This is a genomic window from Xanthomonas sp. LMG 12459 (assembly GCF_009192905.1).
In the GTDB taxonomy this organism is placed as follows: domain Bacteria; phylum Pseudomonadota; class Gammaproteobacteria; order Xanthomonadales; family Xanthomonadaceae; genus Xanthomonas_A; species Xanthomonas_A sontii.
Genome location: NZ_NSGT01000034.1, coordinates 42,306 through 65,569 on the forward strand (window position 1 = coordinate 42,306; position 23,264 = coordinate 65,569).

12 protein-coding genes are annotated in these 23,264 nt (G+C 70.2%); 11 read left to right on the top strand and 1 reads right to left on the bottom strand.

The features are described from left to right. Position 1 precedes the first annotated feature (1 nt). The gene (gene prpF / locus CEK65_RS09335; protein ID WP_152181530.1) at positions 2–1,195 is read left to right on the top strand and encodes a 2-methylaconitate cis-trans isomerase PrpF; all 1,194 of its coding nucleotides are present in this window, start codon (positions 2–4) and stop codon (positions 1,193–1,195) included. Positions 1,196–1,254: 59 nt separating this feature from the next. On the opposite strand, the gene CEK65_RS09340 is transcribed toward prpF, so the two are convergent. Next, entirely contained in the window at positions 1,255–1,785 is a 531-nt protein-coding gene (locus CEK65_RS09340; RefSeq protein ID WP_152181531.1) for a hypothetical protein, read from the bottom strand. Between the two features lie 636 nt (positions 1,786–2,421). Here CEK65_RS09340 and CEK65_RS09345 point away from each other — a divergent pair. The 10 genes from CEK65_RS09345 to CEK65_RS09390 all read left to right on the top strand — a co-directional run bounded on the left by CEK65_RS09345 (position 2,422) and on the right by CEK65_RS09390 (position 22,685). Continuing rightward, positions 2,422–4,641 carry a TonB-dependent receptor gene (locus CEK65_RS09345; protein ID WP_152181532.1) on the top strand — a complete coding sequence of 740 codons (2,220 nt, stop codon included), beginning with the start codon at positions 2,422–2,424 and terminating at the stop codon, positions 4,639–4,641. Positions 4,642–4,717: 76 nt separating this feature from the next. After that, positions 4,718–5,707, top strand: a complete 990-nt coding sequence (locus tag CEK65_RS09350) for a nucleoside hydrolase (RefSeq protein WP_193314740.1) — start codon at positions 4,718–4,720, stop codon at positions 5,705–5,707. 918 nt (positions 5,708–6,625) lie between these two features. After that, entirely contained in the window at positions 6,626–11,515 is a 4,890-nt protein-coding gene (locus CEK65_RS09355) for an alpha-2-macroglobulin (protein WP_193314741.1), read from the top strand. A 287-nt stretch (positions 11,516–11,802) separates the two neighbouring features. After that, positions 11,803–12,459: an HAD family phosphatase gene (locus CEK65_RS09360; protein ID WP_193314738.1), complete on the top strand. Its 657-nt coding sequence runs from the start codon at positions 11,803–11,805 to the stop codon at positions 12,457–12,459. A gap of 469 nt (positions 12,460–12,928) precedes the next feature. After that, on the top strand, positions 12,929–15,619 hold the full coding sequence (locus tag CEK65_RS09365) for a TonB-dependent receptor (protein ID WP_226980535.1): 2,691 nt from the start codon (positions 12,929–12,931) through the stop codon (positions 15,617–15,619). 19 nt (positions 15,620–15,638) lie between these two features. Continuing rightward, positions 15,639–16,580 carry a glycerophosphodiester phosphodiesterase family protein gene (locus tag CEK65_RS09370; protein ID WP_152181536.1) on the top strand — a complete coding sequence of 314 codons (942 nt, stop codon included), beginning with the start codon at positions 15,639–15,641 and terminating at the stop codon, positions 16,578–16,580. Between the two features lie 147 nt (positions 16,581–16,727). Further along, positions 16,728–17,978, top strand: coding sequence for an efflux RND transporter periplasmic adaptor subunit (locus CEK65_RS09375; protein ID WP_152181537.1), 1,251 nt, complete (start codon positions 16,728–16,730; stop codon positions 17,976–17,978). Positions 17,979–17,999: 21 nt separating this feature from the next. Beyond that, complete coding sequence (locus CEK65_RS09380; protein WP_152181538.1) at positions 18,000–18,770, top strand: ABC transporter ATP-binding protein; 771 nt, start codon at positions 18,000–18,002, stop codon at positions 18,768–18,770. Beyond that, positions 18,767–21,208, top strand: a complete 2,442-nt coding sequence (locus tag CEK65_RS09385) for an ADOP family duplicated permease (protein ID WP_152181539.1) — start codon at positions 18,767–18,769, stop codon at positions 21,206–21,208. The genes CEK65_RS09380 and CEK65_RS09385 overlap by 4 nt, the downstream gene beginning before the upstream one ends. Before the next feature lie 82 nt (positions 21,209–21,290). After that, positions 21,291–22,685: a sigma-54 dependent transcriptional regulator gene (locus tag CEK65_RS09390; RefSeq protein ID WP_152181540.1), complete on the top strand. Its 1,395-nt coding sequence runs from the start codon at positions 21,291–21,293 to the stop codon at positions 22,683–22,685. The last annotated feature ends 579 nt before the right edge of the window (positions 22,686–23,264 follow it).

A 23,264-nucleotide genomic window follows, 5' to 3' on the forward strand; every position in this document is an offset into this window, starting at 1 on the left:
CATGGCCCACGCTCCGCAACTCCGCATCCCCGCCACCTACATGCGCGGCGGCACCTCCAAGGGCGTGTTCTTCCGCCTGCAGGACCTGCCCGCGGCGGCGCAGACGCCGGGCCCGGCGCGCGACGCGCTGCTGCAGCGGGTGATCGGCAGCCCCGATCCCTACGCCAAGCAGATCGACGGCATGGGCGGGGCCACCTCCAGCACCAGCAAGACCGTGATCGTGGCGCCGAGCACGCGCCCGGACCACGACGTGGACTATCTGTTCGGCCAGGTGGCGATCGAGCGCGCGTTCGTGGACTGGAGCGGCAACTGCGGCAACCTGTCGGCGGCGGTGGGGCCGTTCGCGATCGCCGCCGGGCTGGTGGATCCGGCGCGGATTCCGCGCGATGGCGTGGCCACGGTGCGGATCTGGCAGGCCAACATCGGCAAGACCATCGTCGCGCAGGTGCCGATGACCGACGGCGCAGTGCAGGAAACCGGCGATTTCGAGCTGGACGGGGTGACCTTCCCGGCGGCGGAGATCGCGCTGGAATTCCTCGACCCGGCCGCCGACGAGGACGGCGCCGGCGGCGCCATGTTCCCCACCGGCAACCTGGTCGACACGCTGGAGGTGCCGGGTGTCGGCACGTTCCAGGCGACCCTGATCAACGCCGGCATTCCCACCATCTTCCTCGAGGCGCAGGCGCTGGGTTACCAGGGCACCGAGCTGCAGGACCCGATCAACAGCGATGCGAAGGCACTGCAGCGTTTCGAAACCATCCGCGCGTACGGCGCGCTGCGCATGGGCCTGATCGCCACGCTGGACGACGCGACGACGCGCCAGCACACGCCCAAGGTCGCCTTCGTCGCGCCGCCGGCCGACTACATCGCCTCCAGCGGCAAGCCGGTGGCGGCCGCCGACATCGACCTGCTGGTGCGGGCGATGTCGATGGGCAAGCTGCACCACGCGATGATGGGCACCGCGGCGGTGGCGATCGGCACCGCCGCGGCGATCCCCGGCACCCTGGTCAACCGCGCCGCCGGCGGCGGCGAACGCACCGCGGTGCGCTTCGGTCACCCCTCGGGCACCTTGCGGGTCGGCGCCGAGGCGCGCCAGGTGGACGGCCAGTGGACCGTCACCAAGGCCTTGATGAGCCGCAGCGCGCGCGTGCTGATGGAAGGCTGGGTGCGGGTGCCGGAGACGCCGGCGGGCTGAGCTGGCAGGCCGTGCGCAGGCACAGCTCCGCACGGCGCTGCCAACGCTGGCGGGACCGCTCAACTGCAGTCCGCGTTGAGCGACGGGTAGGCCGTGTTGAGCAGCCACTTGCCCGCCGTGCCTTTCGCGCCTGGAGAGTTGGCGTACCAGAAGCAGACCTTGACCGGCCTGAACTTGCGCCAGTTGGTGCAGATGCCGTCCCCGTCCGCGGAGGTGCAGGCCCATCCCGCAGTGATGCCGACACTGGCCGCATCGACGATGTCTTTCGCGCCGCCACCGGTGCCGCAGTCGACGTGCTTGCCGGTCTTGGCCGCTGCCCAGTTGTTGAAGGCGCCCTGGAACGTCGCCCAGTTGGCGAACGCCGATTTTCCGAGCTGACTCTGCGCGCCGCTGGGCGGCAGCGGCGTCGTGGCGTTCTGCATGTGCAGGCCGACATGCCCGCCAGTACCGCCAGCGTCGCGATTGGCGGTGTCCGACGCGGTGCTGGCCACGATGTTGTCGACCGCGGTGCAGGTCTTGGCCTGAGCGGAACAGGTGAGCAGCGTCGCGCAGAACGCGGCGACGAGGGACAGGGATCGGGGTGTGAACATCGGGGTCTCTCCAGGGCAGCGCGGATGCGCGCTCTTCAGACGTCAGTAGCGGTCGCTATGTGAAGCGGCGCGCGGTATGCGATGCGATTTCGTGCGGCCCGGGTGGACTTGCGGCAGCGGGATGGCCGTCTGCGCTGCTTGCCTTTCGGCCGAGGGCGACGAACGTGCGGTTTGGCGTGGGCTTTTGGGAAAGTGGCGTGCCATGGATCGAGCATCGTCGCGGCGGGTTGGTGCCACCCGTGCGCCAACGCGGTCTGGAGCCTGAGGACTTCGCGCGTCGGGACTGAAGTCCCCCCCACAAGGCATCTCGCGGTTCCATGCTCCGCCGCCGCCGCCGCCGCCGCCGTCGTCACCGGCGACTGCGACTGCGCGCTGTGCATGCCCTTGTGGGAGGGACTTCAGTCCCGACGCGACCAAAAGCGGCTGCGGCCATCCGAGAAGGGAAGCCGGCCCGGGCCGGCAGGCGAGCAGCCACCGCAACCGCCCCGCTTTTGCCAATCCCGACTCCCCAATCCCAAATCCCCGCCTCCCCAGGTGACGCCGGCCGCCGCAGGTTGTATATTTTGTGTTAATTATGCTGCGGCGCGGCAAGGACTCGGCGCGCTCCCGATTACGCCCACCCATCCCGGAGTTCCCATGTCTGCCAGTTGGTCGCTGCGCGCCAGTGCGCTTGCCGTTGCCGTCGTTTCCGCGCTTTCGTTCCCCGCCGCCGCCCAGCAGGCGGACAGCACCGACGGGGTCGCCCGTCTGGACACGATCAAGGTCACCGCCGAGCGCCGCGCCGAGGACTCCAAGGACGTGCCGGTGTCGGCCAGCGTGCTGCGCCCGGAATACCTGGACGCCATCGCCACCAGCGGCTCGGACGTGCGCGTGCTGGCCGGCAAGGCGCCCAGCCTCAACGTCGAGTCGTCCAACGGCCGCGTGTTCCCGCGCTTCTACATCCGCGGCTACGGCAACACCGACTTCAACACCTACGCCTCGCAGCCGGTGTCGCTGATCTATGACGACGTGGTCGCCGAGAACGCGTTCCTGAAGGGCTTCCCGATCTTCGACCTGCAGAGCCTGGAAGTGCTGCGCGGTCCGCAGGGCACGCTGTTCGGCCGCAACACCCCCGCCGGCGTGGTCAAGTTCAACTCGGTCAAGCCGACCATCGGCGCCAACGACGGCTACGCCAGCCTGTCCTACGGCACCTACGGCACCATGACCATGGAAACCGGCCTGAGCGTGGCGATGGGCGACAAGTGGGCCGCGCGCCTGTCGGCGCTGGGCCAGCGCCGCGGCGACTGGGTCGACAACACCATCGACAATCGCTCCTTCGAAGGCTACATGGACTCGGCGGTGCGCCTGCAGGTGCTGTTCCAGCCGGGCGAGGACTTCAGCGCGCTGTTCAACGCGCATGCGCGCCACCTCGACGGCACCGCGCGGCTGTTCCGCGCCAACATCTTCCAGCCGGGCACCAACCAGCTGGTCGCCGGCTTCGACCCGGACAAGGTGTCCATCGACGGCAAGAACACCCAGGAACTGCAGACTTACGGCGGCAGCGCCAACCTGACCTGGGACCTGGGCGACATCGTGCTGCACTCGATCACCGGCTACGAGGGCATCGGCAAGTACTACAGCCGCGGCGACATCGACGGCGGCTACGGCGCGGTGTTCGCGCCGCCGTCCGGCCCCGGGGTGATCGCGTTCCCGGTGGAGACCGCCGGCGGCATCAAGAACCTGGACCAGTATTCGCAGGAGCTGCGCGCCGAGTCGCAGTACGCCGGGCCGCTGAACTGGCAGGCCGGCCTGTACTACTTCAACGATTCGGTGGAAGGCGAGAACTACACCTACAACACCCTGGCCGGCGGCACCCTGTCCAGCTACCAGTTGACCCGCCAGCGCAACACCTCGTGGGCGGCGTTCGGCTCGCTGAACTACGCGGCCACCGAGCGCCTGAACCTGCGCGCCGGCATCCGCTACACCTACGACAAGAAGACCTTCGACGTGCTCGCGCTGGACCGCGTGACCCTGCAGCAGCCCTCCAGCGGCAGCACCGACAATTCCAAGGTCACCGGCGACCTCAGCGCCACTTACACCATCAACGACAACGTCAACGTCTACGGGCGCGCCGCCCGCGGTTTCCGCGGCGCCAGCTTCGGCGTGCCGTCGGCCACCGCGCCGCTGACCGTGGCCGCGCCGGAGACCGTGGACTCCTACGAGATCGGCATCAAGTCCGACCTGTTCGACAAGCGTGCGCGCCTGAGCTTCGACGTCTACGACTTCAAGGTGAAGAACCAGCAGCTGACCGCGGTCGGCGGCGCCTCCAACGACGTGCGCCTGCTCAACGCCAAGGCCTCCAAGGCGCGCGGCGCCGAGTTCGACTTCGAAGCGCTGCTGACCCAGAACCTGCGCATGACCCTGGGCGGCGCCTACAACTGGACCCGCATCGAGGACCCGACCCTGTCGGTGGGCGTGTGCCGCACCTGCACCGTGACCGATCCGATCAATGCCTCCGGCCGCGCGCTGATCGACGGCAACGTGCTGCCGCAGGCGGCCAAGTGGATGGGCAACGCGACCCTGCGCTACGGCATCCCGGTCGGCGACGACGCCGAGTTCTTCTTCTTCACCGATTGGTCCTACCGCAGCGAGATCAACTTCTTCCTATACGACTCGCGCGAGTTCGTCGGCCAGCCGCTGCTCGAGGGCGGTGCCAAGATCGGCTACAACTGGGGCGCCGGCGCGTACGAAGTCTCGGTGTTCTGCCGCAACTGCACCAACCAGATCCGCGCCACCGGTGCGATCGACTTCAACAACCTCACCGGCTTCATCAACGATCCGCGCATCGTCGGCGCACAGTTCCGCGCCAACTTCTGATTCGCGGCCTCGCCGTCGCAACACCGACCGCCGGCTATCATGCCGGCGGTTCTTTTTTTGGGAGACGCGCATGCGCGTGCTGAAGCAATGGGCGGCGTCGGCGCTGCTGATCGCGGCCACCTGGGCGGCCGATGCGGTGGCGGCGCCAGCGCCAACGACGAGCGCACCGGTGCAGAAGGTGGTGGTGTCCACCGACGTCGGCGACGACATCGACGATGCATTCGCGCTGGCACTACTGTTGCGCAGCCCGGAGCTGCAGGTGCTGGGCATCGCTTCGGCCTGGGGCGACACCGGCCTGCGCGCACAACTGCTGCAGCGGCTGCTGCAGCAGGCCGGCCGCAGCGAGATTCCGCTGGCGATCGGCCAGCGCACCGACAGCACGATTCCCTTCAGCCAGGCACGCTGGGCAGCCAAGGGCACGCTGCCGCGCAAGGCGCCGGATGCGGCGCAGTTCATCCTGGACCAGGCGCGGCGCTATCCCGGCGAAGTCACCCTGCTGGTGCTCGGCCCGCTGACCGACGCGGCGCGCGCGCAGCAGCGCGACCCGGCCGGCTTCGCCCAGCTCAAGCAGGTGGTGCTGATGGGCGGCTCGGTGCGCGTGGGCTACGGCAAGTCGCGCTACCGCCCGCCGAGTCCGCCGGCGGCCGAGTACAACATCGCCGCCGACATCCCCGCTGCGCGGCGCGTGTTCGGCGCCGGCGTGCCGATCGTGATGCTGCCGCTGGACGCCACCCAGGTGACCCTGGAGGAGCCGGAGCGGGTGGCGCTGTTCGCCCATGGCGAACCGCTGACCGACGCGCTGGCACAGCTCTACTACCAGTGGCGCGACACCGACCAGCCCTGGGCCAGCGCCACCCCGACCCTGTTCGACGTGGTGCCGTTGGCGCAGTTGCTGGATCCCGGCCTGTGCCCCACCGTGCCGCTGCGCATCGTGGTCGACGACAAGGGTTATACCCGCGAGACGCCGACGGCGGACGCGCCGGGGGCTGCGGCCAATGCGCAGGTCTGCCTGGCGCTGGACCGGCCGCGGCTGATCGCGCTGTACATGCAGCGGCTGCTGCGCTGACGTGTGGTCGCGACAAGCGGGGCAGTGGGCCGATCCGTTGCACTGCAGTCGGAACTGAAGTCCCTCCCACAAGAGGTCTCGTGCCGTCGGTGCTGTGGATGTCGGCATGGCGCATGGGATTGCCCGCTGTGGAAGCAGCTTCATCGCGACAAGCGCAGCCACTGGCCGATCCGTTGCGCTGCAGTCGGGACTGAAGTCCCTCCCACAAGAGGCTCGCGCCGCCGGTGCTGTGGGTGTCGGCATGGCGCATGGGATTGCCCGCTGTGGAAGCAGCTTCATCGCGACAAGCGCAGCCACTGGCCGATCCGTTGCACTGCAGTCGGGACTGAAGTCTCTCCCACAAGAGGCTCGTGCCCTCGGTGCTGTGGGGGTCGGCATGGCGCATGGGATTGCCCGCTGTGGAAGCAGCTTCATCGCGACAAGCGGAGCCAGTGGCTGATCCGTTGCGCTGCAGTCGGGACTGAAGTCCCTCCCACAAGAGGCTCGCGCCGTGGGTGCTGTCGGCATGGGCGATCGGATTGGCTCCCCTGTGGGAGGGACTTCAGTCCCGACGAGTGGAGCCATCGGCGCCTCCACTGCCGCCGCGCCGGGACCGAAGTCCCTCCCACATGACCTCGAGCGAAGGTGCGCGGGTACTCAGGGTAAGAGCGGCTTCGGCCGCGACGGGTGTTCCCGGGGCTACCTGTCGCGGCCGATGGCCCGAAGCCATGTAGAGCTGGGGGGGCTCCACGGCGGCCGGTGGCGCGGTTGCGGTACGTGCTTCCGCGCCGACGGTGGCCTGCCGCGCACACGCCGACGGATGGCGCACCTTCGCCTCTCCAGCCGTCGCGCCGGCGCTTTATACTCGCGCCACATTCACGGAGCGAACGCATGCACACGGATTCGAAGCGGCGCTGGGCGGGCCTGCGCGCAGGGTTGATGGGAACGTTCTTGCTGCTGGGCCTGGCGTTGGCGCTGGGCGGCTGCAAGCGCAACGAATCCGGGCAGCTGCCCGAGGCCAGCGGCGAGCCGGTGAAGGGGCAGAAGGAAGCGATGAAGGGCTTCGGCCTGGTCCGCGCCTATCCCGACCAGAAGAGCGACGGGCTGTCGCTGGCGCTGGAGTTCTCGCGGCCGCTGGTCGGCACCCAGGATTTCGACAAGCTGCTGCGCTTCGAGGAGAAGGTCGGCACCGACGAGAGCGCCTGGTCGCTGTCCGACGACGGCAAGACCCTGCGCTATCCCTACGTGGAGGCGGCCAAGGACTACACCGTGGTGATCTCGGCCGACCTGCTGGCCGCCGACGGCAGCCGCCTGGGCAAGCCGCTCAAGCAGAAGGTCTACACCGGCGAGCTGACCCCGGCGGTCGGCTTCGCCTCGCAGGGCAGCGTGCTGCCGGCGCGCGAGAGCCGCGGGCTGCCGGTGGTCTCGCTCAACGTGCCGGAAGTGGACGTGGAGTTCATGCGGGTCAAGGAGGGCGCGCTGCCGACGTTCTTCGCCCAGTACCAGCGCGGCGGCCGCCGCGGCACCTGGGAACTGGACAGCGACTACGGCGAGCACACCCCGATCTCGCAGATGGCCGACTCGGTCTACGTCAACCGCTTCGTGCTCGGCGGCGACAAGAACGAGCGCGCGCTGACCTACCTGCCGATCCAGGAAATCAAGGAGCTGCAGGCGCCGGGCCTGTACTTCGCGGTGCTGCGCCGCCCCGGCAAGTTCGACAACGAATACGACACCGCCTTTTTCACCGTCAGCGACATCGGCCTGCACGCGCGCGCCTACAAGGACAAGCTGTTCGTGCACACCGCCTCGCTGCAGAGCGGCGAGCCGCTGAAGAAGGTGGAGCTGCGCGTGCTCGGCGCCGACGGCGAGCTGTTCCTCAAGGGCCAGACCGACGACAACGGCAACGCGCTGCTGAACTACACGCTCGACGCCGGCCAGGTGCTGGTGGCGCGCAGCGGCACCGACCTGTCGATGCTGCCGTTCAACCAGCCGGCGCTGGACCTGAGCGAGTTCGCGGTGGCCGGGCGCGAGAACGCCTGGTTCGACGTGTTCGCCTGGTCCGGCCGCGACCTGTACCGCCCCGGCGAGACCGTGCGGGTGTCGGCGCTGCTGCGCGACAACGACGGCAAGCCGGTGCCGACCACCGGCAAGGGCGCGCAGCCGGTGTTCCTGCGGCTCAAGCAGCCCGACGGCAAGATCTTCCGCGAGACCCGGCTGCAGCCGGGCGAGCAGGGCTACTTCAGTTTCGAGCAACTGATCCCCGCCGATGCGCCGACCGGGCGCTGGCAGGTGGAGTTCCGCACCGACCCGACCAGCAAGGAAGCGGTGCAGGGCATGACGCTGCGCATCGAGGAGTTCCTGCCCGAGCGCATGAAGCTGGACCTGGACAGCGCGCAGAAGACGCTCAAGCCGGGCGAGCCGTTCAAGCTGCAGGCCACCGCCGCCTACCTGTACGGCGCGCCGGCGGCGGGCAACCGCTTCACCGCCAAGCTGGCGGTGGCGGTCGAGCAGCATCCGGTGGAGGCGTTGCCGGGCTACTTCTTCGGCGACCCGACCCTGCAGTTGCCGCGCGAAGCCAAGGACGTGGTCGATACCGAGTTCGGCGCCGACGGCAAGCTCAGCGAGGACCTGGCGCTGCCCGACGAGGCCAAGCCGACCAGCACCATCGCCGCGCTGGTTTCGGCCAGCGTGTACGAGACGGGCGGCCGCACCGTCACCCGCACGCTCAAGCGCGTGCTGTGGCCGGCGCCGGCGCTGGTCGGCGTGCGCCCGCTGTTCGACGACAAGGACGGCGCCGACGCCAACGCCAACGCGCGCTTCGAACTGATGCGGGTGGATGCGCAGGGCAAGCCGCAGCCGGCCAAGGGCCTGAAGGTGACCCTGGTGCGCGAGCTGCGCGACTACCATTGGGCGTTCACCGACAACCGCTGGGACTACGACTTCACCCGCCGCTTCGAGAACAAGCAGACGCTCACCGTCGATGCCGGCGCCAGCGCCGCCAAGTTCGATTTCCCGGTGGAGTGGGGCGAGTACCGGGTGGACGTGTTCGACCCGGCCACCGGCCTGACCACGCGTTATCCGTTCCATGCCGGCTGGAGCTGGAACGACGAGAACCGCGGTCTCGATGCGCGTCCGGACAAGGTCAAGCTGGCGCTGGACAAGACCGGCTACAAGGCCGGCGACACGCTCAAGGTCACCCTGACCCCGCCGCATGCCGGCCCCGGCCTGCTGATGGTCGAGAGCGACCGCATGCTGTACGTGCAGGACATCGACGTGAAGCCGGGCAGCCGCTTCGAGATCCCGGTGACCAAGGACTGGGAGCGCCACGACGTCTATGTCACCGCGCTGGTGTTCCGCGGCGGTTCGGCGCCGAGCAAGATCACCCCCGCGCGCGCGGTCGGCGTGGCCTACGTGCCGATGGACCGCAAGGCCCGGCGCGTGGCGGTGGGCCTGGTCGCGCCCAAGCAGATGCGCCCGGAGCAGCCGCTGCCGGTGACGGTGAGCGTGCCGGAACTGGCCGGCAAGCAGGCGCACGTGACCATCTCCGCGGTGGACGTGGGCATCCTCAACATCACCCGCTTCCCGGTGCCCGACGCCAACGCGCAGTTCTTCGCGCAGCGGCGCCTGGGCGTGGACGCCTACGACATCTATGGCCGGGTCATCGAGAGCTTCGAGGGCGGCACCGGCAAGCTGCGCTTCGGCGGCGACATGGCGCTGGCGGCGTTGCCGCAGGCCAAGCGGCCGACCGCGCGGGTGCAGACCGTGGACCTGTTCTCCGGTCCGGTGCAACTGGACGCCAAGGGCAACGCCCGCGTGCAGCTGCCGGTGCCGGACTTCAACGGCACCCTGCGCGTGTCGGCGCTGGTCTATTCGGACGAGCGCTACGGCAACCGCGACGTGGAGACCCTGGTGCGCGCGCCGATCGTGGCCGAGGCCAGCATGCCGCGGGTGATGGCGCCGGGCGACCGCAGCACGGTGACCCTGGACGTGCAGAACTTCACCGGCCAGCCGGGCGAGTTCAAGGTGCGGGTGGATGGCGAAGGCCCGCTGGCGATCGCCGACAACGCGCGCAGCGCCAAGCTGGGCAAGGACGGCAAGGCCACGCTGAGCTTCCCGCTGGTGGCGCAGGAAGGCTATACGGTGGCCAAGGTACGTGTGCGCGTGGAGGGCAATGGCTATGCCGCCGACCGCCGCTACGACCTGCCGGTGCGTGCGGCGTGGCCGTCGGTGCTGCGCGCGCAGACCCGTGTGCTGGACACGCTGGCGCCGGTGACGCTGGGCGCCAGCGATGCCGAAGGCCTGATGGCCGGCTCGGTCAACGCACGCATGCTGGTCAGCGCATTGCCGCCGATCCCGTTCGCCAGCGCGCTGCAGGGCGCGCTGGAATACCCCTACGGGTGCGCCGAGCAGACCACCAGCAAGGGCTACGCCGCACTGCTGCTCGACGACGCCACCGCGCGCCTGCTCGGGGTCAAGGGCCTGGATGCGGCCACGCGCCGCGCGCGCATGGAAGGCGCGTTCGGGCGGCTGGCTTCGATGCAGGTGTCTAGCGGCCACTTCTCGATGTGGGGCGACGACGGCTACGTCAATCCGGGGCTGACCCCGTACATCGCCGAGTTCCTGCTCGACGCCAAGGACGCCGGCTTCGCGGTGCCCGACAACGTGCTGCAGAAGGCGTTGAACCGGCTCAGCGAGGACCTGCTGTCCGGCGGCAACAACTTCTACGGCCAGGACCGCCGCGAGAACCTGAAGTTCGCCAACCAGGCCTGGTCCGGCTACGTGCTGGCGCGGGTCAACCGCGCGCCGCTGGGCACGCTGCGCGCGCTGTACGACAACGACCGCGGCAAGGCGCTGACCGGCCTGTCGCTGGTGCACCTGGGCGTGGCGCTGTCGCTGCAGGGCGACAAGAAGCGTGGCGAGGCGGCGATCGCCGCCGGTTTCGCCAAGGACAGCGCCGACCGGCCGCGCTACTTCGGCGACTACGGCAGCGTGGTCCGCGACGACGCGCTGATGATCGCGCTGCTGCACGAGCGCGGCCTGGCCAAGCCCGAGTACGACGCGCGGGTGATGGCGCTGGGCCGCGAGCTGGACGCGCGCCGCCGCGGCGGCTGGCTGTGGCTGAGCACGCAGGAGCAGGTGGCGCTGGCGCGCATGGGCAAGGCCTTGCTCAACAGCCAGACCGCGCAGGTGTCCGGGCAGTTGAGCATCGGCGACAGCAGCGAGGCGATCGCCCCGGCCAAGGCCTTCGGCCGCCAGTTCGGCGAGGCCGAGCTGGCGCGCGGCGTGCACTTCCTGCCGCAGGGCCAGCCGCCGCTGTACGCCAGCCTGGAAATCGCCGGCGTGCCGCGCACTCCGCCGGCGGCCGACGACAGCACGCTGAAGGTGGAGCGCAGCTTCTACGGCACCGACGGCAAGCCGTGGACGCCGCAGCCGCTGAAGGAGGGCGAGGCGCTGATCGTGCGCGTCACCATCACCTCCGACACCAGCATGCCCGACGCGCTGCTGACCGACCTGCTGCCGGCCGGCCTGGAGATCGAGAACTTCAACCTGGGCGACGCCAAGCAGTGGGCCGACGTGGTGGTGGATGGCATCGAGATCAGCGACCGCTCCAACGCCGCCGACGTCAAGCACGAGGAGTTCCGCGACGACCGCTACGTGGCCGCGCTGAGCTTGTCGGCGGGCAGCAAGGCGCAGGTGTTCTACCTGGTGCGCGCGGTGACCCCGGGCACCTACACGGTGCCGCCGTCGCTGGTCGAGGACATGTACCGCCCCGACCTGCGCGGCGTGGGGCGCAGCAACCCCGGCACGATCAACGTCGTGCAGCCCTGACCTGCTCCCCTCTCCCTTCGGGAGAGGGGCCGGGGGTGAGGGTCCGACCGCCAGGGAAGCCGCCTGACTCCCCTCTCCCCCCGGGAGAGGGGCCGGGGGTGAGGGTCCGACCGCCAGAGAACCCCACCAGCAATCCCGCACCAACCCCCCAGGGGCCGGGGATGAAGGGACGCCGGCCAGCACTGTCAGCCAGAAGGGACGGCTACCATGACCGCCGCACCCAGCGCGCCGCCGCCGGCGCGCGCCTGGTCCGCCGCTGCGTCCCCCTCTCGTTCCTGGAGCCTGTCATGCCCCCCGCATCCTCCCCGCCTGCCGCACCCCACCTGGACACCGTGGTGTTCGATCTTGGCGGCGTCCTCATCGATTGGAACCCGCGTTATCTGTACCGCCGTCTGTTCGACGACGAGGCAGCGATGGAAACCTTCCTGCGCGAGGTGTGCAGCCCGCAGTGGAACGAGCGTCAGGATGCCGGGCGGCCATGGCAGGAGGCGGTGGCCGAACTGAGCGCGCTGCATCCGACGCATGCGCCGATGATCGCCGCCTACCACGCGCGTTGGCCGGAGATGCTCGGCGGGGCGCTGGACGCCACGGTGGCAGTGCTGGAGGAACTGCGCGGGCAGGGCGTGCGGCTGTATGCGTTGACCAACTGGTCGCACGAGACCTTCCCGATCGCGCGCGAGCGCTACCCGTTCCTGCAGTGGTTCGAGGGCGTGCTGGTGTCGGGCGAGGAGCGCCTGGTCAAACCGGATCCGGCGATCTTCGCGCTGCTGTGCGAACGCTATGCGATCGACCCGGCGCGGGCGGTGTTCATCGACGACGCGCCGCGCAACGTGCACGCCGCCGCGACCACCGGCATGCATGCGCTGCAGTTCCGCGACGCCGTCACCTTGCGCGAGGACCTGGTCGCGCTGGGCCTGCTGCCGCCGCGCGCGCCAGCGCCCTGATCCGCGCCGCGCCGTCGCCGCGCCCTGGCGATCACGGTGCCGGCGCCGTTGCGCCGGCAGCGATGCCATTGGCCGCTCCAAGCCCTGCGAGCGGCCGGCCGTTGGCCGATGCCGTACGAAACGCCGTGGCCACTGCCGCGCGGGCGCTGTCGCCAGGTTTTCCGCTGGCCGCCATCGCAGCGTCATATCCCTGGGATTAAATAACGAACTTTAAGTTACTTAATTCGGTCAACCAGGGGACATCGCCATGCAACCACTCACCCATCGGCGCCGCGCGCTGATCGTCTGCGCGCTCGCCGCCAGCTGCCAGGCCGCGCTCGCACAGGACGCCGCGTCCACCACGGCGACGCTCGCTGCCGACGCCAGCGCCGTCGCGGCCGCCACCGCACCGGCCGTCGGCGACGCCACGCCTGACACCACGCCCAACGCCGCCGCCAGCGGCGACGGCACCACCACGCTGTCCAGCGTGATGGTCACCGGCGTGCGCAAGGCCAACGCCGCCGCGATCGAGAGCAAGCGCGCGGCCACCAACATCACCGACGTGGTCAGCTCCACCGACGTGCGTGCGCTGCCGGACACCACCATCGTCGAGGCGCTGCGCCGCATCCCCGGCCTGTCGGTGCTGCCGGCCACCGACAACGAACATCCGCGCGACGAAGCCGCCACCCCGGTGCTGCGCGGCCTCGGCCCGTCCTACAACAATGTCACCATCGACGGCCTGACCGTGGCCTCGCCGGGCACGCCCAACGGCACGCTGGGCTCGATCACCCGCGGCGTGCGCCTGGACATCCTGCCGGCCTCGATGGTCAGCGAACTGCAGGTCATCAAGACCTTCACCCCGGACCTGGACCCGAACGCCACCGGCGGTGCGATCAATCTCAAGACCCGCAGCGCGTTCGAGAACGGCGGCAAGCCGTTCTTCACCGCCGAGGCCTCTCTGGGCCATGCCAACGACGTCGGCAAGCCGCGCGACCAGGACGACCCGGGCTACCGCCTGCTCGCCACCGGCAGCCGTACCTTCGGCAGCGAAGGGCAGTACGGCCTGACCCTGTCCGGCAACTACCAGACGCTGAGCAGCTACACCGAAACCCACATGACCACCGACACGGTGCACTACGGGTTCTACGACAACAGCGGCGTACTGCAGAGCGGCAACAACCTGGGCAACGGCTGGGCCGTGCCGCAGCAGGACAAGTACTGGTACGTGATGGACAAGCGCGACCGCTACGGCCTCACCGGCAAGTTCGAGGCGCGGTTGAGCGAATCCCTCCAGGCCTACGCCATGGCCGGCTACTACTATTTCCGCGACAACATGGAGCGCAACGAGGTCATCCTCGATCCGCGCAACCGCAACCGCGTCTACAACCAGACCGCCACCAGCGGCACCTACCCGGTCGGCGACGTGGAAGTGGGCTACTCCAACCAGATCACCACCACCCGCACCAAGCTCGGCCAGACCGGCTTCGAATGGCGCCCGGACGACCGCCAGGTGCTGTCGGCGCGCGCGTCCTGGTCCGATGCCACCTATGCCGAACCGATCAAGATGATCAAGTACGTCACCGGCGCGCAGCGCCCGGCGGCGGTGCCCACCGGGCAGACCGGCCCCGGCGTCACCGTGGTGCCGACGGCGGCCTATGGCTTCAACTACGACACCTCTGCACTCAACCAGCGCTTCCCGATGGCGGCGCAGGCGTACTACAACTACGACAACTACAGCCTGCTGTACTGGCGTCCGGACTACCAGCGCAATGCGCGCGACAAGGTGCTCACCGGGCGCCTGGACTACGCCTTCAACCGTGGCGAGATGGACCGCGGCTTCGGCTTCGGCGGCGGCCTCAGCTACACCCGCGACGAACCCGGCTTCGACATCTACCGCGTGGAATACCAGCCCAACCGCAGCGCGCCGCCGCTGAAGATCGCCGACGTGCTGGCGCCGTCCAATGCGCCGATGCGCTACCTGGGCCTGAACCTGATCGCGATCGATCCGGACAAGGCCAACCAGGTGCTGAGCGCCACGCCGCTGAGCGCGTTCAACCGCACCGACCAGAGCGCCTTCAGCAACCAGGACAACTTCAGCCATCGCGAGGAGATCTTCGGTGCCTACGGCCTGGTCGGCTATCGCGCCGACGATTTCGATGTGGAAGCCGGCCTGCACTACGACCATACCGACCAGTCCACCGTCGGCCGCCAGCGGCAACTGGATGCGGCCACCGGCAGCTACGTCTACGTCGATGCGCCGACCGAGTCGCGCTACGCCAAGGTGCTGCCGTCGGCGGTGATGACCTACCACGTCAACGACCGCCTCGACCTGCGCGCCGGCGCCAGCCGCACGCTCGGCCGTCCGCCCTACGACGCTTACGCCGCGCGCACTTCGATCGGCTTCGTCAACAGCAGCGACATGGGCAATCCCAACGCGCAGGGCGTGACCGTCACCATCGGTAATCCCGACATCAAGCCGCGCGTGTCCACCAACCTGGACCTGTCGCTGGAATGGCGCCTGCCCGACGATTTCGACGGCATGCTCGCCGCGGCACTGTTCGACAAGCGCATCCAGGACGAGATCTTCACCCTCTCGCGCACCGACCAGTTCAGCTTCAACGGCACCACCTATTCCAACGTGCTGATCAGCACTCCGGCCAACGCCGCCAAGGCGCACGTGCGCGGCCTGGAACTGAGCGCAGTGTTCAACACCCTGTTCCCGGGCGTGCCGGCGCTGTCCGGCCTGGGCGCCAGCGCCAATCTGGCGCTGCTCGATGGCGGCATGGACGTGCCGTTCACCAGCGGCAGCGCGCCCAACCTGGTGCAGAGCCAGCGCACCGTCGATCGCCTGGTCGGGCAGCCGGATTACACCGCCAACGCCTCGCTGTTCTACACCGTCGGCGGCGTCGAACTGCGTGCGGCCTACAACCGCCAGGGCAAGGCGCTGCGCGCCATCGTCAGCAACATCGCCTGGCAGGATCTGTACTGGGCGCCGCGTTCGCAGCTGGACCTGTCGGCGACCTGGGCGGTGAGCAAGCAGCTCAGCGTGGTCGGCCAGATCAGCAATGTCACCCACAGCCGCCTCACCAGCTTCACCGGCCCCGGCGAGAACCTGCTGAAGGACAGTTATTCGATGCCGACCACCTACTGGCTCGGCCTGCGCTTCACCCCGTCGCTGTGACCGTTGCCGGAGACCTTCCATGAACCTGCTTTTCTCGCGCGGCGCGATCATTGCCGCACTGCTGACCGCGACGGCCCCGGCCATCGCCGCCATCGCCCCGATCCAGGCGCGCCTGGCCGCACCCGATGGCGGCATCTTCGTCGTCGCCCACCGCGGCTGCCACAATCCCGCGCCCGCGCACGGCTTTCCCGGGCACGCACCGGAGAACTCGCTGCTGGGGCTGGAGCGCTGCGTGGCGCTGGGCGTGGACATGCTCGAAACCGACATCCGCCGCGCCGGCGACGGCACCCTGGTGATGTTCCATGACGCCACCGTCGACCGCACCACCGACGGCACCGGCAAGGTCGCCGAACTGACCTGGCCGCAACTGTCGCGGTTGCGCCTGCGCGACGACGAGGGCGGCGCCGACGCGCCGCTCACCGACCAGCATCCGCTGACCCTGCAGCAGATGCTGGCCGCGGCCAAGGGCCGGATCATGCTCAACCTCGACGTCAAGGCGCCGATCTACGCCGAGGTGGTCGACGCGGTGCGCCGCGCCGGCATGGAGCGGCAGGTGGTGGTCAAGACCGAGGTCGGCGTCGCCAGCCAGGACCTGGCATCGATGCCGCCGTTCGACCGGATCAACTTCACCCCGGTGCTGCTCAACCCGCCGGGCACCGACGACCTGGTGCAGACCGTGCGCACCCAGACCGACGGCAAGGTGCGGCCGGTGGCGATCGAACTGCCGCGGATGCGTCTGGCCCAGTTGCCGGCGGTGACGGCGCTGGCCAGGCAGCGACAGGTGCGGCTGCTGGTCAATACGTTGTGGGAAGGCTTCGTCGCCGACGTCGGCGGCGATGCCGATGCGGTGCGCGATCCGGAGGCGGTGTGGGGGCGGCTGTACCGCGCCGGCATCGGCGCCTTCCAGACCGACGAACCGGAAGCGCTGCTGCGCTATCGCGCGTCGCTGGAAAAGCCCTGACCGGCGCATGGCCGTTCAACTGTCCGTAATCGGTCGCTGCGCGACCGCTTGCGGACGCCGCGACCGCGCGCGCAGCGGTCGCGGCGCAACGGATTCAATGGGTTAGCGCGGTTCGCCGATTGGCATGCAGCCTGCTGTACAGCAGGCATGGATATCGCGAAATCCCCGAACCGTTCGTTCTGGTGCCAGCGCCGCCGCTGGCTGGTGGCAGCCGCTGCCGTGGCGATCGTGCTGGGCGTTGCGCTGCTCGGCAGCGGTCGCGCCGCACCAAGTGTGGCGCGCAGCGAAGTGTGGATCGATGCGGCCACGCGCGGCGAAATGCGTCGCGAGGTCCGCGCCAACGGCGTGCTGGTGCCGCGGCAGATCCGCTGGATCACCGCCGGGGCCCCGGCCACCGTGCAACAGCAACGGGTCGAGGCCGGCGCGCGCGTGCTGGCCGATACGCCGATCCTGCAACTGGTCAATCCGGAACTGGAGGCCGGCCTGGATCGCGCACGCGCCGCGCTGGCCGGCGCCGATGCCGACCTGGCCGCACTGCACGCCGCGCTGGCCTCGCGACTCCTCGACCAGCAGGCGCTGCAGGCGCAGGCCGAGTCCGAGTTGCAGATCGCGCAGATCAAGGCCAAGGCCTACCGGCGCGGCCACGACGGCGGCGCGATCTCGGCGATCGACCTGACCCAGAGCCAGATCGTGGAGGCGCAGCAACGCGGCCGCGCCGACATCGAACGCAAGCGCGTCGCCGCGTTCCGGCAGAACATGGCGGCGCAACTGCGCGCGGCGCAGGCACGGCGCGAGCAGGCCGCCAGTGCGTTGGCCATCGCCACGCAACAGGCCGACTCGCTGCAGGTACGTGCCGGCAGCGACGGCATCCTGCAACAAGTGGACGTGGAGCCCGGCCAACGCGTCGAGGCCGGCGCCAAGCTGGCGCGGGTGGCGCGCCCGGACGACCTGCTGGCACGCCTGCAGGTGCCCGAAGTCCTGGCCAAGGACGTGATCGAAGGCCTGCCGGTGGCGGTGGATACGCACAACGGCGTGGTCGGCGGGCAGGTGGCGCGGATCGATCCGGCGGTGCGCAGCGGCAGTGTGGCGGTCGACGTGCGGCTGACGCCGCCGTTGCCGCCCGGCGTGCGCCCGGACCTGTCGGTGGACGGCCGCATCGTGCTCGGCACGCTGCGCGACGTGGTCAGCATCCCGCGCCCGGCGCTGGCCGTGCCCAACGCCGCCGGCAGCCTGTTCGTGCTGCGCGACGGCGGCGACACCGCGCAGCGCATCCGCGTGCGCTTCGGCGCCGCCTCCAGCGACCGCATCGAAGTCCGCGCCGGCCTGCGCGCCGGCGACCGCGTCGTGCTGTCCGACACCAGCCAGTGGAATGCCGACGCCACCTTGCGCTTACGCTAGCCTCACCAGGAGAGATCCCGCATGACCGCAGTTCCCGCACCATCCGCCACGCCGCTGATCCACCTGCACGGGCTCAGCAAGGTCTTCCACACCGAGGAAGTGGAAACCCACGCCCTGGCCGAGATCGCACTGGACGTGGCGCCTGGCGATTTCGTCGCCATCACCGGCCCGTCCGGCTGCGGCAAGTCGACCCTGCTGTCGATCCTGGGCCTGCTCGATGCGCCCAGCGGCGGCACCTACCGGCTCAACGGCCGCAGCGTCGCCGAACTGGACACGGTTGGCCGCGCACGCATCCGCAACGCCGAGATCGGCTTCATCTTCCAGGCCTTCAACCTGATCGCCGACCTCACCGTGGAAGAGAACGTGGCGCTGCCGCTGACCTACCGCGAGGGCGCCCAGCGCAGCCAGATCCGCCAGCGCGTGCGCGAGGTGCTGGAGCTGGTCGGCATGCAGCATCGCCAGAAGCACTATCCGGGGCAGTTGTCCGGCGGCCAGCAGCAGCGCGTGGCGGTGGCGCGCGCGCTGGCCGGCAATCCGACGATCCTGCTCGCCGACGAACCGACCGGCAACCTGGACAGCCGCAACGGCGAGGCGGTGATGCAGTTGCTGGAACAACTGCACGACAACGGCACCACCTTGTGCATGGTCACTCATGATCCGGCATTCGCGCGGCGCGCGCAGCGCATCGTGCACATGCTCGACGGCCGCATCGTCGATGAGGACACCTTCGAGCGGTTGCGCCACGAACAGGACGTGGCGCTGCCGGCGCGCGCTGCGGGGCAGGCACGATGAGCGCCGCCCTGCAGTGGGCCGAGATGCGGCAATCCTGGCGCACGCTTGCGCGCAGGCCGGGCTATCTGCTGCTGGCGGTGCTCACCCTGGCGCTGGGCGTGGCCACCACCACCGCGGTGTTCGCGCTGCTCGACCAGGCCTTGCTGAAGCCGCTGCCGTTCCCGCAGCCGGAGCGACTGGTCACCCTCGGCCTGTCCAGCGATCCTGGCCGCAATGTCGCTGCGCCCGGCTATTACCCTGTGTTGCGGCGCATGTCGAGCCTGCAGTCGGTGGGCATCGCGCGCGGGTTCCCGGTGCCGGCCAACGTCGCCCGCGGCGCTGCCAGCGAGGTGGTCGCGTCGATCAGTGCCGATGCCGGCTTCCTGCGCACGCTCGGCCTGCCGATGGCGGCCGGGCGCAACTTCAACGACGAGGAAAGCCGGCCCGGCGGGCCGCAGGCGGTGATCCTCAGCCATCGTTTCTGGCAGCGCTATTTCGATGGCGACCCGTCCGCGGTGGGACGCACCCTGCAGGTGGAAGGCAAGCCGGTGCAGATCGTCGGCGTGCTGCCGGCGGCCTTCCCCTGGGCCGAGCCGTTCGACCTGATCCGCAACATGCAGCCGGACCTGGCCGCGACCAACCTGTCCACCAACGAGATCGTGGTGGCGCGGTTGCGGCCCGGGGTCAGCGTGGCCGCGGCGTCCGCGCAGACCGCGACGACGCTCCAGGCCCTGTTGCGCAACAGCCCGCACATGGACGCGTCGTGGTGGGCGTCGCTGCAGCGACGGCCGCCCAACGCGCTGCCGCTGCAGGACAGCCTATACGACGCCAACAGCGGCAACACCCTGTGGCTGTTCTTCGCCGCGGCTGCCTGCGTGCTGCTGATCGCCGCGATCAACCTCACCAGCCTGATGCTGTTGCGCGCGCTCGGGCGCAGCCACGACAGCGCGGTGCGTGCCGCGCTGGGCGCCTCGTGGCTGCGCTTGAGCCTGCCGGCATTGGCCGAAGGCGTGCTGATCGGCGCGCTCGGCAGCCTGGCCGGCCTGGTGCTGGCCTGGCTGGGCCTGCGTCTGCTCGGCGGCTGGGTGCCGCTGATGTGGATGCGCGGCGAGGCGCCGCATCTGAGCGGCGCCAGCGTGCTGTTCGCGCTGCTCGCCGGCGGCGCGACGGCGCTGTTGGCCGCAGCGCTGGGCATCGTGCGCGGCCGCCGCCGCAATCTGGTGACGGAACTGGCTGGTGGTGGGCGCGGCGGCTGGAGCCTGCAGGCCGGCCGCCTCGGCCGTGTCCTGGTGATCGCGCAGGTTGCCATCGCCGTGGTGCTGCTGATCGGCGCGGCCCTGTTCACCCGCACCCTGCAGAAGCTGGCGGAGGTGCCGATGGGCTTCGAGAGCCGCTCGGCGGTGGTGTTCACCCTGGCGCCGGTGAAGGAGCGCTACGTCACCGCGGCCGATGCGGTGGAGCAGACCCGGCGTATCGTCGCGCGCTTGCAGCAGGTGCCGGGCATCGACCGCGTGGGGGTGTCGACCAATCCGCCGACGGCGACGCGGTTGAGCTGGAGCGTGGAGATCGATGGCGCGCCGTCCGTCGATAGCCAGTACCGGTTGGCCACGCCGCAGTTCCTGGAGGTCTTCCGCATTCCCTTGCTGGCCGGGCGCGGGATTGCCGACAGCGATGTGGCCGGAGGCGAGCGGGTCTGCGTGGTCAGCGCCAGCTTCGCTGCGCGTTACCTGCACGGGCAGGCGCTCGGCAAGATCGTCAGCTTGCCCGACGACGGCGGCGACCAGCGCGTGTCGATGCGCGTGGTCGGCGTGGTCGGCGACGTGCGCCACACCAGCCCGGCCGAGCCACCGGAGCCGACCGTGTACCAGCCGCTGGCACAGATGAGCGAGCCGATGTGGCAGATCCTCCGCGGCTTCGGCGCGCTGACCTATGCGGTGCATCTGCGGGCCGGCGCACTGGGTGCCGACGAGCGCGCGCTGCGTGCCGCCATCGACGAAGTGGCGCCACAGCAGCCGATCGCCGAGCTGCAACCGATGCAGGCGCTGGTCGCCAGCACCACCGGCGAACAGAAGCTCAACCTGCTGCTGGTCGGCCTGTTCGCGGGGCTGGCGCTGTTGCTGGCCGCGGTCGGCCTGTATGCGGTGATGGCAGTGGCGGTGGCCGCGCGCCAGCACGAGTTCGGCGTGCGCGCCGCGCTCGGCGCACCGCCGGCGCGGCTGCGGCGGCAGGTGCTGGGCGAGGCCGGCGTGCAGATCGGGGTGGGCCTGCTGCTGGGCCTGGGCGTGGCGATGGCGCTGTCGCGGCTGCTGCAGCGGTATTTGTTCGAGGTGCGCGTGGCCGACCCGCTGGCGATCGGCGCGGTGCTGTTGGTGCTGGCCGCGGCCGGCCTGCTCGCCGCGCTGGCGCCGGCACGGCGCGCGGCGCGGGTGCCGCCGATGCAGGCCTTGCGCGCCGAATGATGCGCTTTGCATTCCGATGCCGGTACGCCACGACGGGCGCCGTGGCGTCTGTCCACCACGCCCGGCCGCTAGACTCTGCGCCATGACCGACGCCCGCACACCGCCCTTGCCGCGCATCCTCGTCGTCGACGACCAGGCCGACGTGCGCGAAGCATTGCGCATGCTGCTCAAGAGCGCCGGCTACGGCATGGTCGGCGCCGAGTCGCCGGAGCTGGCGCTGGCCTGCCTGCGCGGCGACGCGTTCGCCGCGGTGCTGGTGGACATGAACTATGCGCGCGACACCACCTCCGGCGCCGAAGGCCTGGCGTTGATCGCGCAGATCGCCGCGCAATGGCCGGGACTGCCGGTGATCGCGATGACCGCCTGGGCCAGCATCGAACTGGCAGTGGCGGCGATGCGCGAGGGCGCGGTGGATTTCATCGAGAAGCCCTGGCAGAACGCGCGGGTCCTGGCGGTGCTGGAGAGCCGCATCGCGTTGGATCGCAGCCGCCGCGCTGCGCAACGTCTGGGCGAGGCGCAGGCGCTGTTGCTGCAGGACGGTGCCGCCGGCTTCGTCGCCGAATCGGCACCGATGCAGCGCCTGGTCGAGGACCTTCTGCGCATCGCCGGCAGCGGCGCCAACGTGCTGCTGCTGGGCGAGAACGGCACCGGCAAGAGCCTGCTGGCGCAGTTGCTGCACCAGTGGTCGCCGCGCCGCACGCAGGCCTTCGTCAAGGTCAACATCGGCGGCCTGGCGCCGACCCTGTTCGAGGCCGAACTGTTCGGTCACGTGCGCGGCGCCTACACCGACGCGCGCCAGGACCGTGCCGGCCGTTTCGAACTGGCCGATGGCGGCACCCTGTTCCTGGACGAGATCGGCAACCTGCCGCTGCAGCAGCAGCCCAAGTTGCTGCGCGCGATCGAGGACGGCGAGTTCGAGCGGCTCGGTTCCTCGCGCACGCAACGGGTGGACGTGCGCATCGTCGCGGCGACCAATGCCGACCTGGAGGCGGACGTGGCGGCCGGCCGCTTCCGCCAGGACCTGCTGTACCGGCTCAACACCTTCCAGGTGCGCGTGCCGCCGCTGCGCGAGCGCGGCGCCGACATCCTGCCGCTGGCGCGGCATTACCTCGCCGCCGCCTGCTCCCGCTACCGGCGGCCGCTGCCGACGCTGGCGCGCGACGCCGAGCGCGCGCTGCTCGGTTACGCCTGGCCCGGCAACGTGCGCGAACTGGCGCATGTGATGGAGCGTGCGGCGCTGCTGGCCGATGGCAGCACCCTGGGCAGCGACGACCTGCGCCTGCAGCCGGCGACGAATGCCGCGCCGGCACTGTCGACGCAACTCACCCTGGAAGAAGCCGAGGCGCTGCTGCTGAAGCAGGCGCTGGCACAGCACCAAGGCAACCTGCAGCGCACCGCCGACCAGCTCGGCATCACCCGGCAGAGCCTGTACCGGCGCCTGGGCAAGCACGGGCTGCGCAGCGATGACGCCGGCTGAGCGACAGCGCTTCCGGCCGCTGTGGCTGGTGGCGCCGGCCTTGCTGGCCTTGGTGCTGGTGCTCGTCGCCGGCGCGCCGCGGCTGCCCGAGGCGATCGTGCTGCTGCTGTGCGTGCTGGTGCTGACCATGGCGCTCTGGCGCTGGCAGCAGCGCGATGCCGGGCAGCGCCTGCGCACCCTCGGTGGCCTGCTGGACGCGCTGCGCGAGGGCGACTACAGCGTGCGTGCGGCGCAGGACGCGCGCGATGCCGACGGCCTGCTGGCGCGCTTCAACGCCCTGGCGCAGCGCCTGCAGGACGAACAGCGCGATTCGCACGAAAGCCTGCAACTGCTGAGCAAGACCCTGGCGGCGCTGGACGGGGCGGTGTTCGCGTTCGAACAGGACCAGCGCCTGCGCCTGGTCAATCCGGCCGGCGAGCGCCTGCTCGGCGTCGCCGCCCCGCAGGCGATCGGGCAATCCGCGCAGGCGTTGGGACTGGCCGGCCTGTTCGACGTGCCGTCGGGCAGCATCCAGCCGCATGCGTTCGCCGGGCAGCAGGGGCGCTGGCAGATCGGTCACGCCGCCTTGCGCAGCCGCAG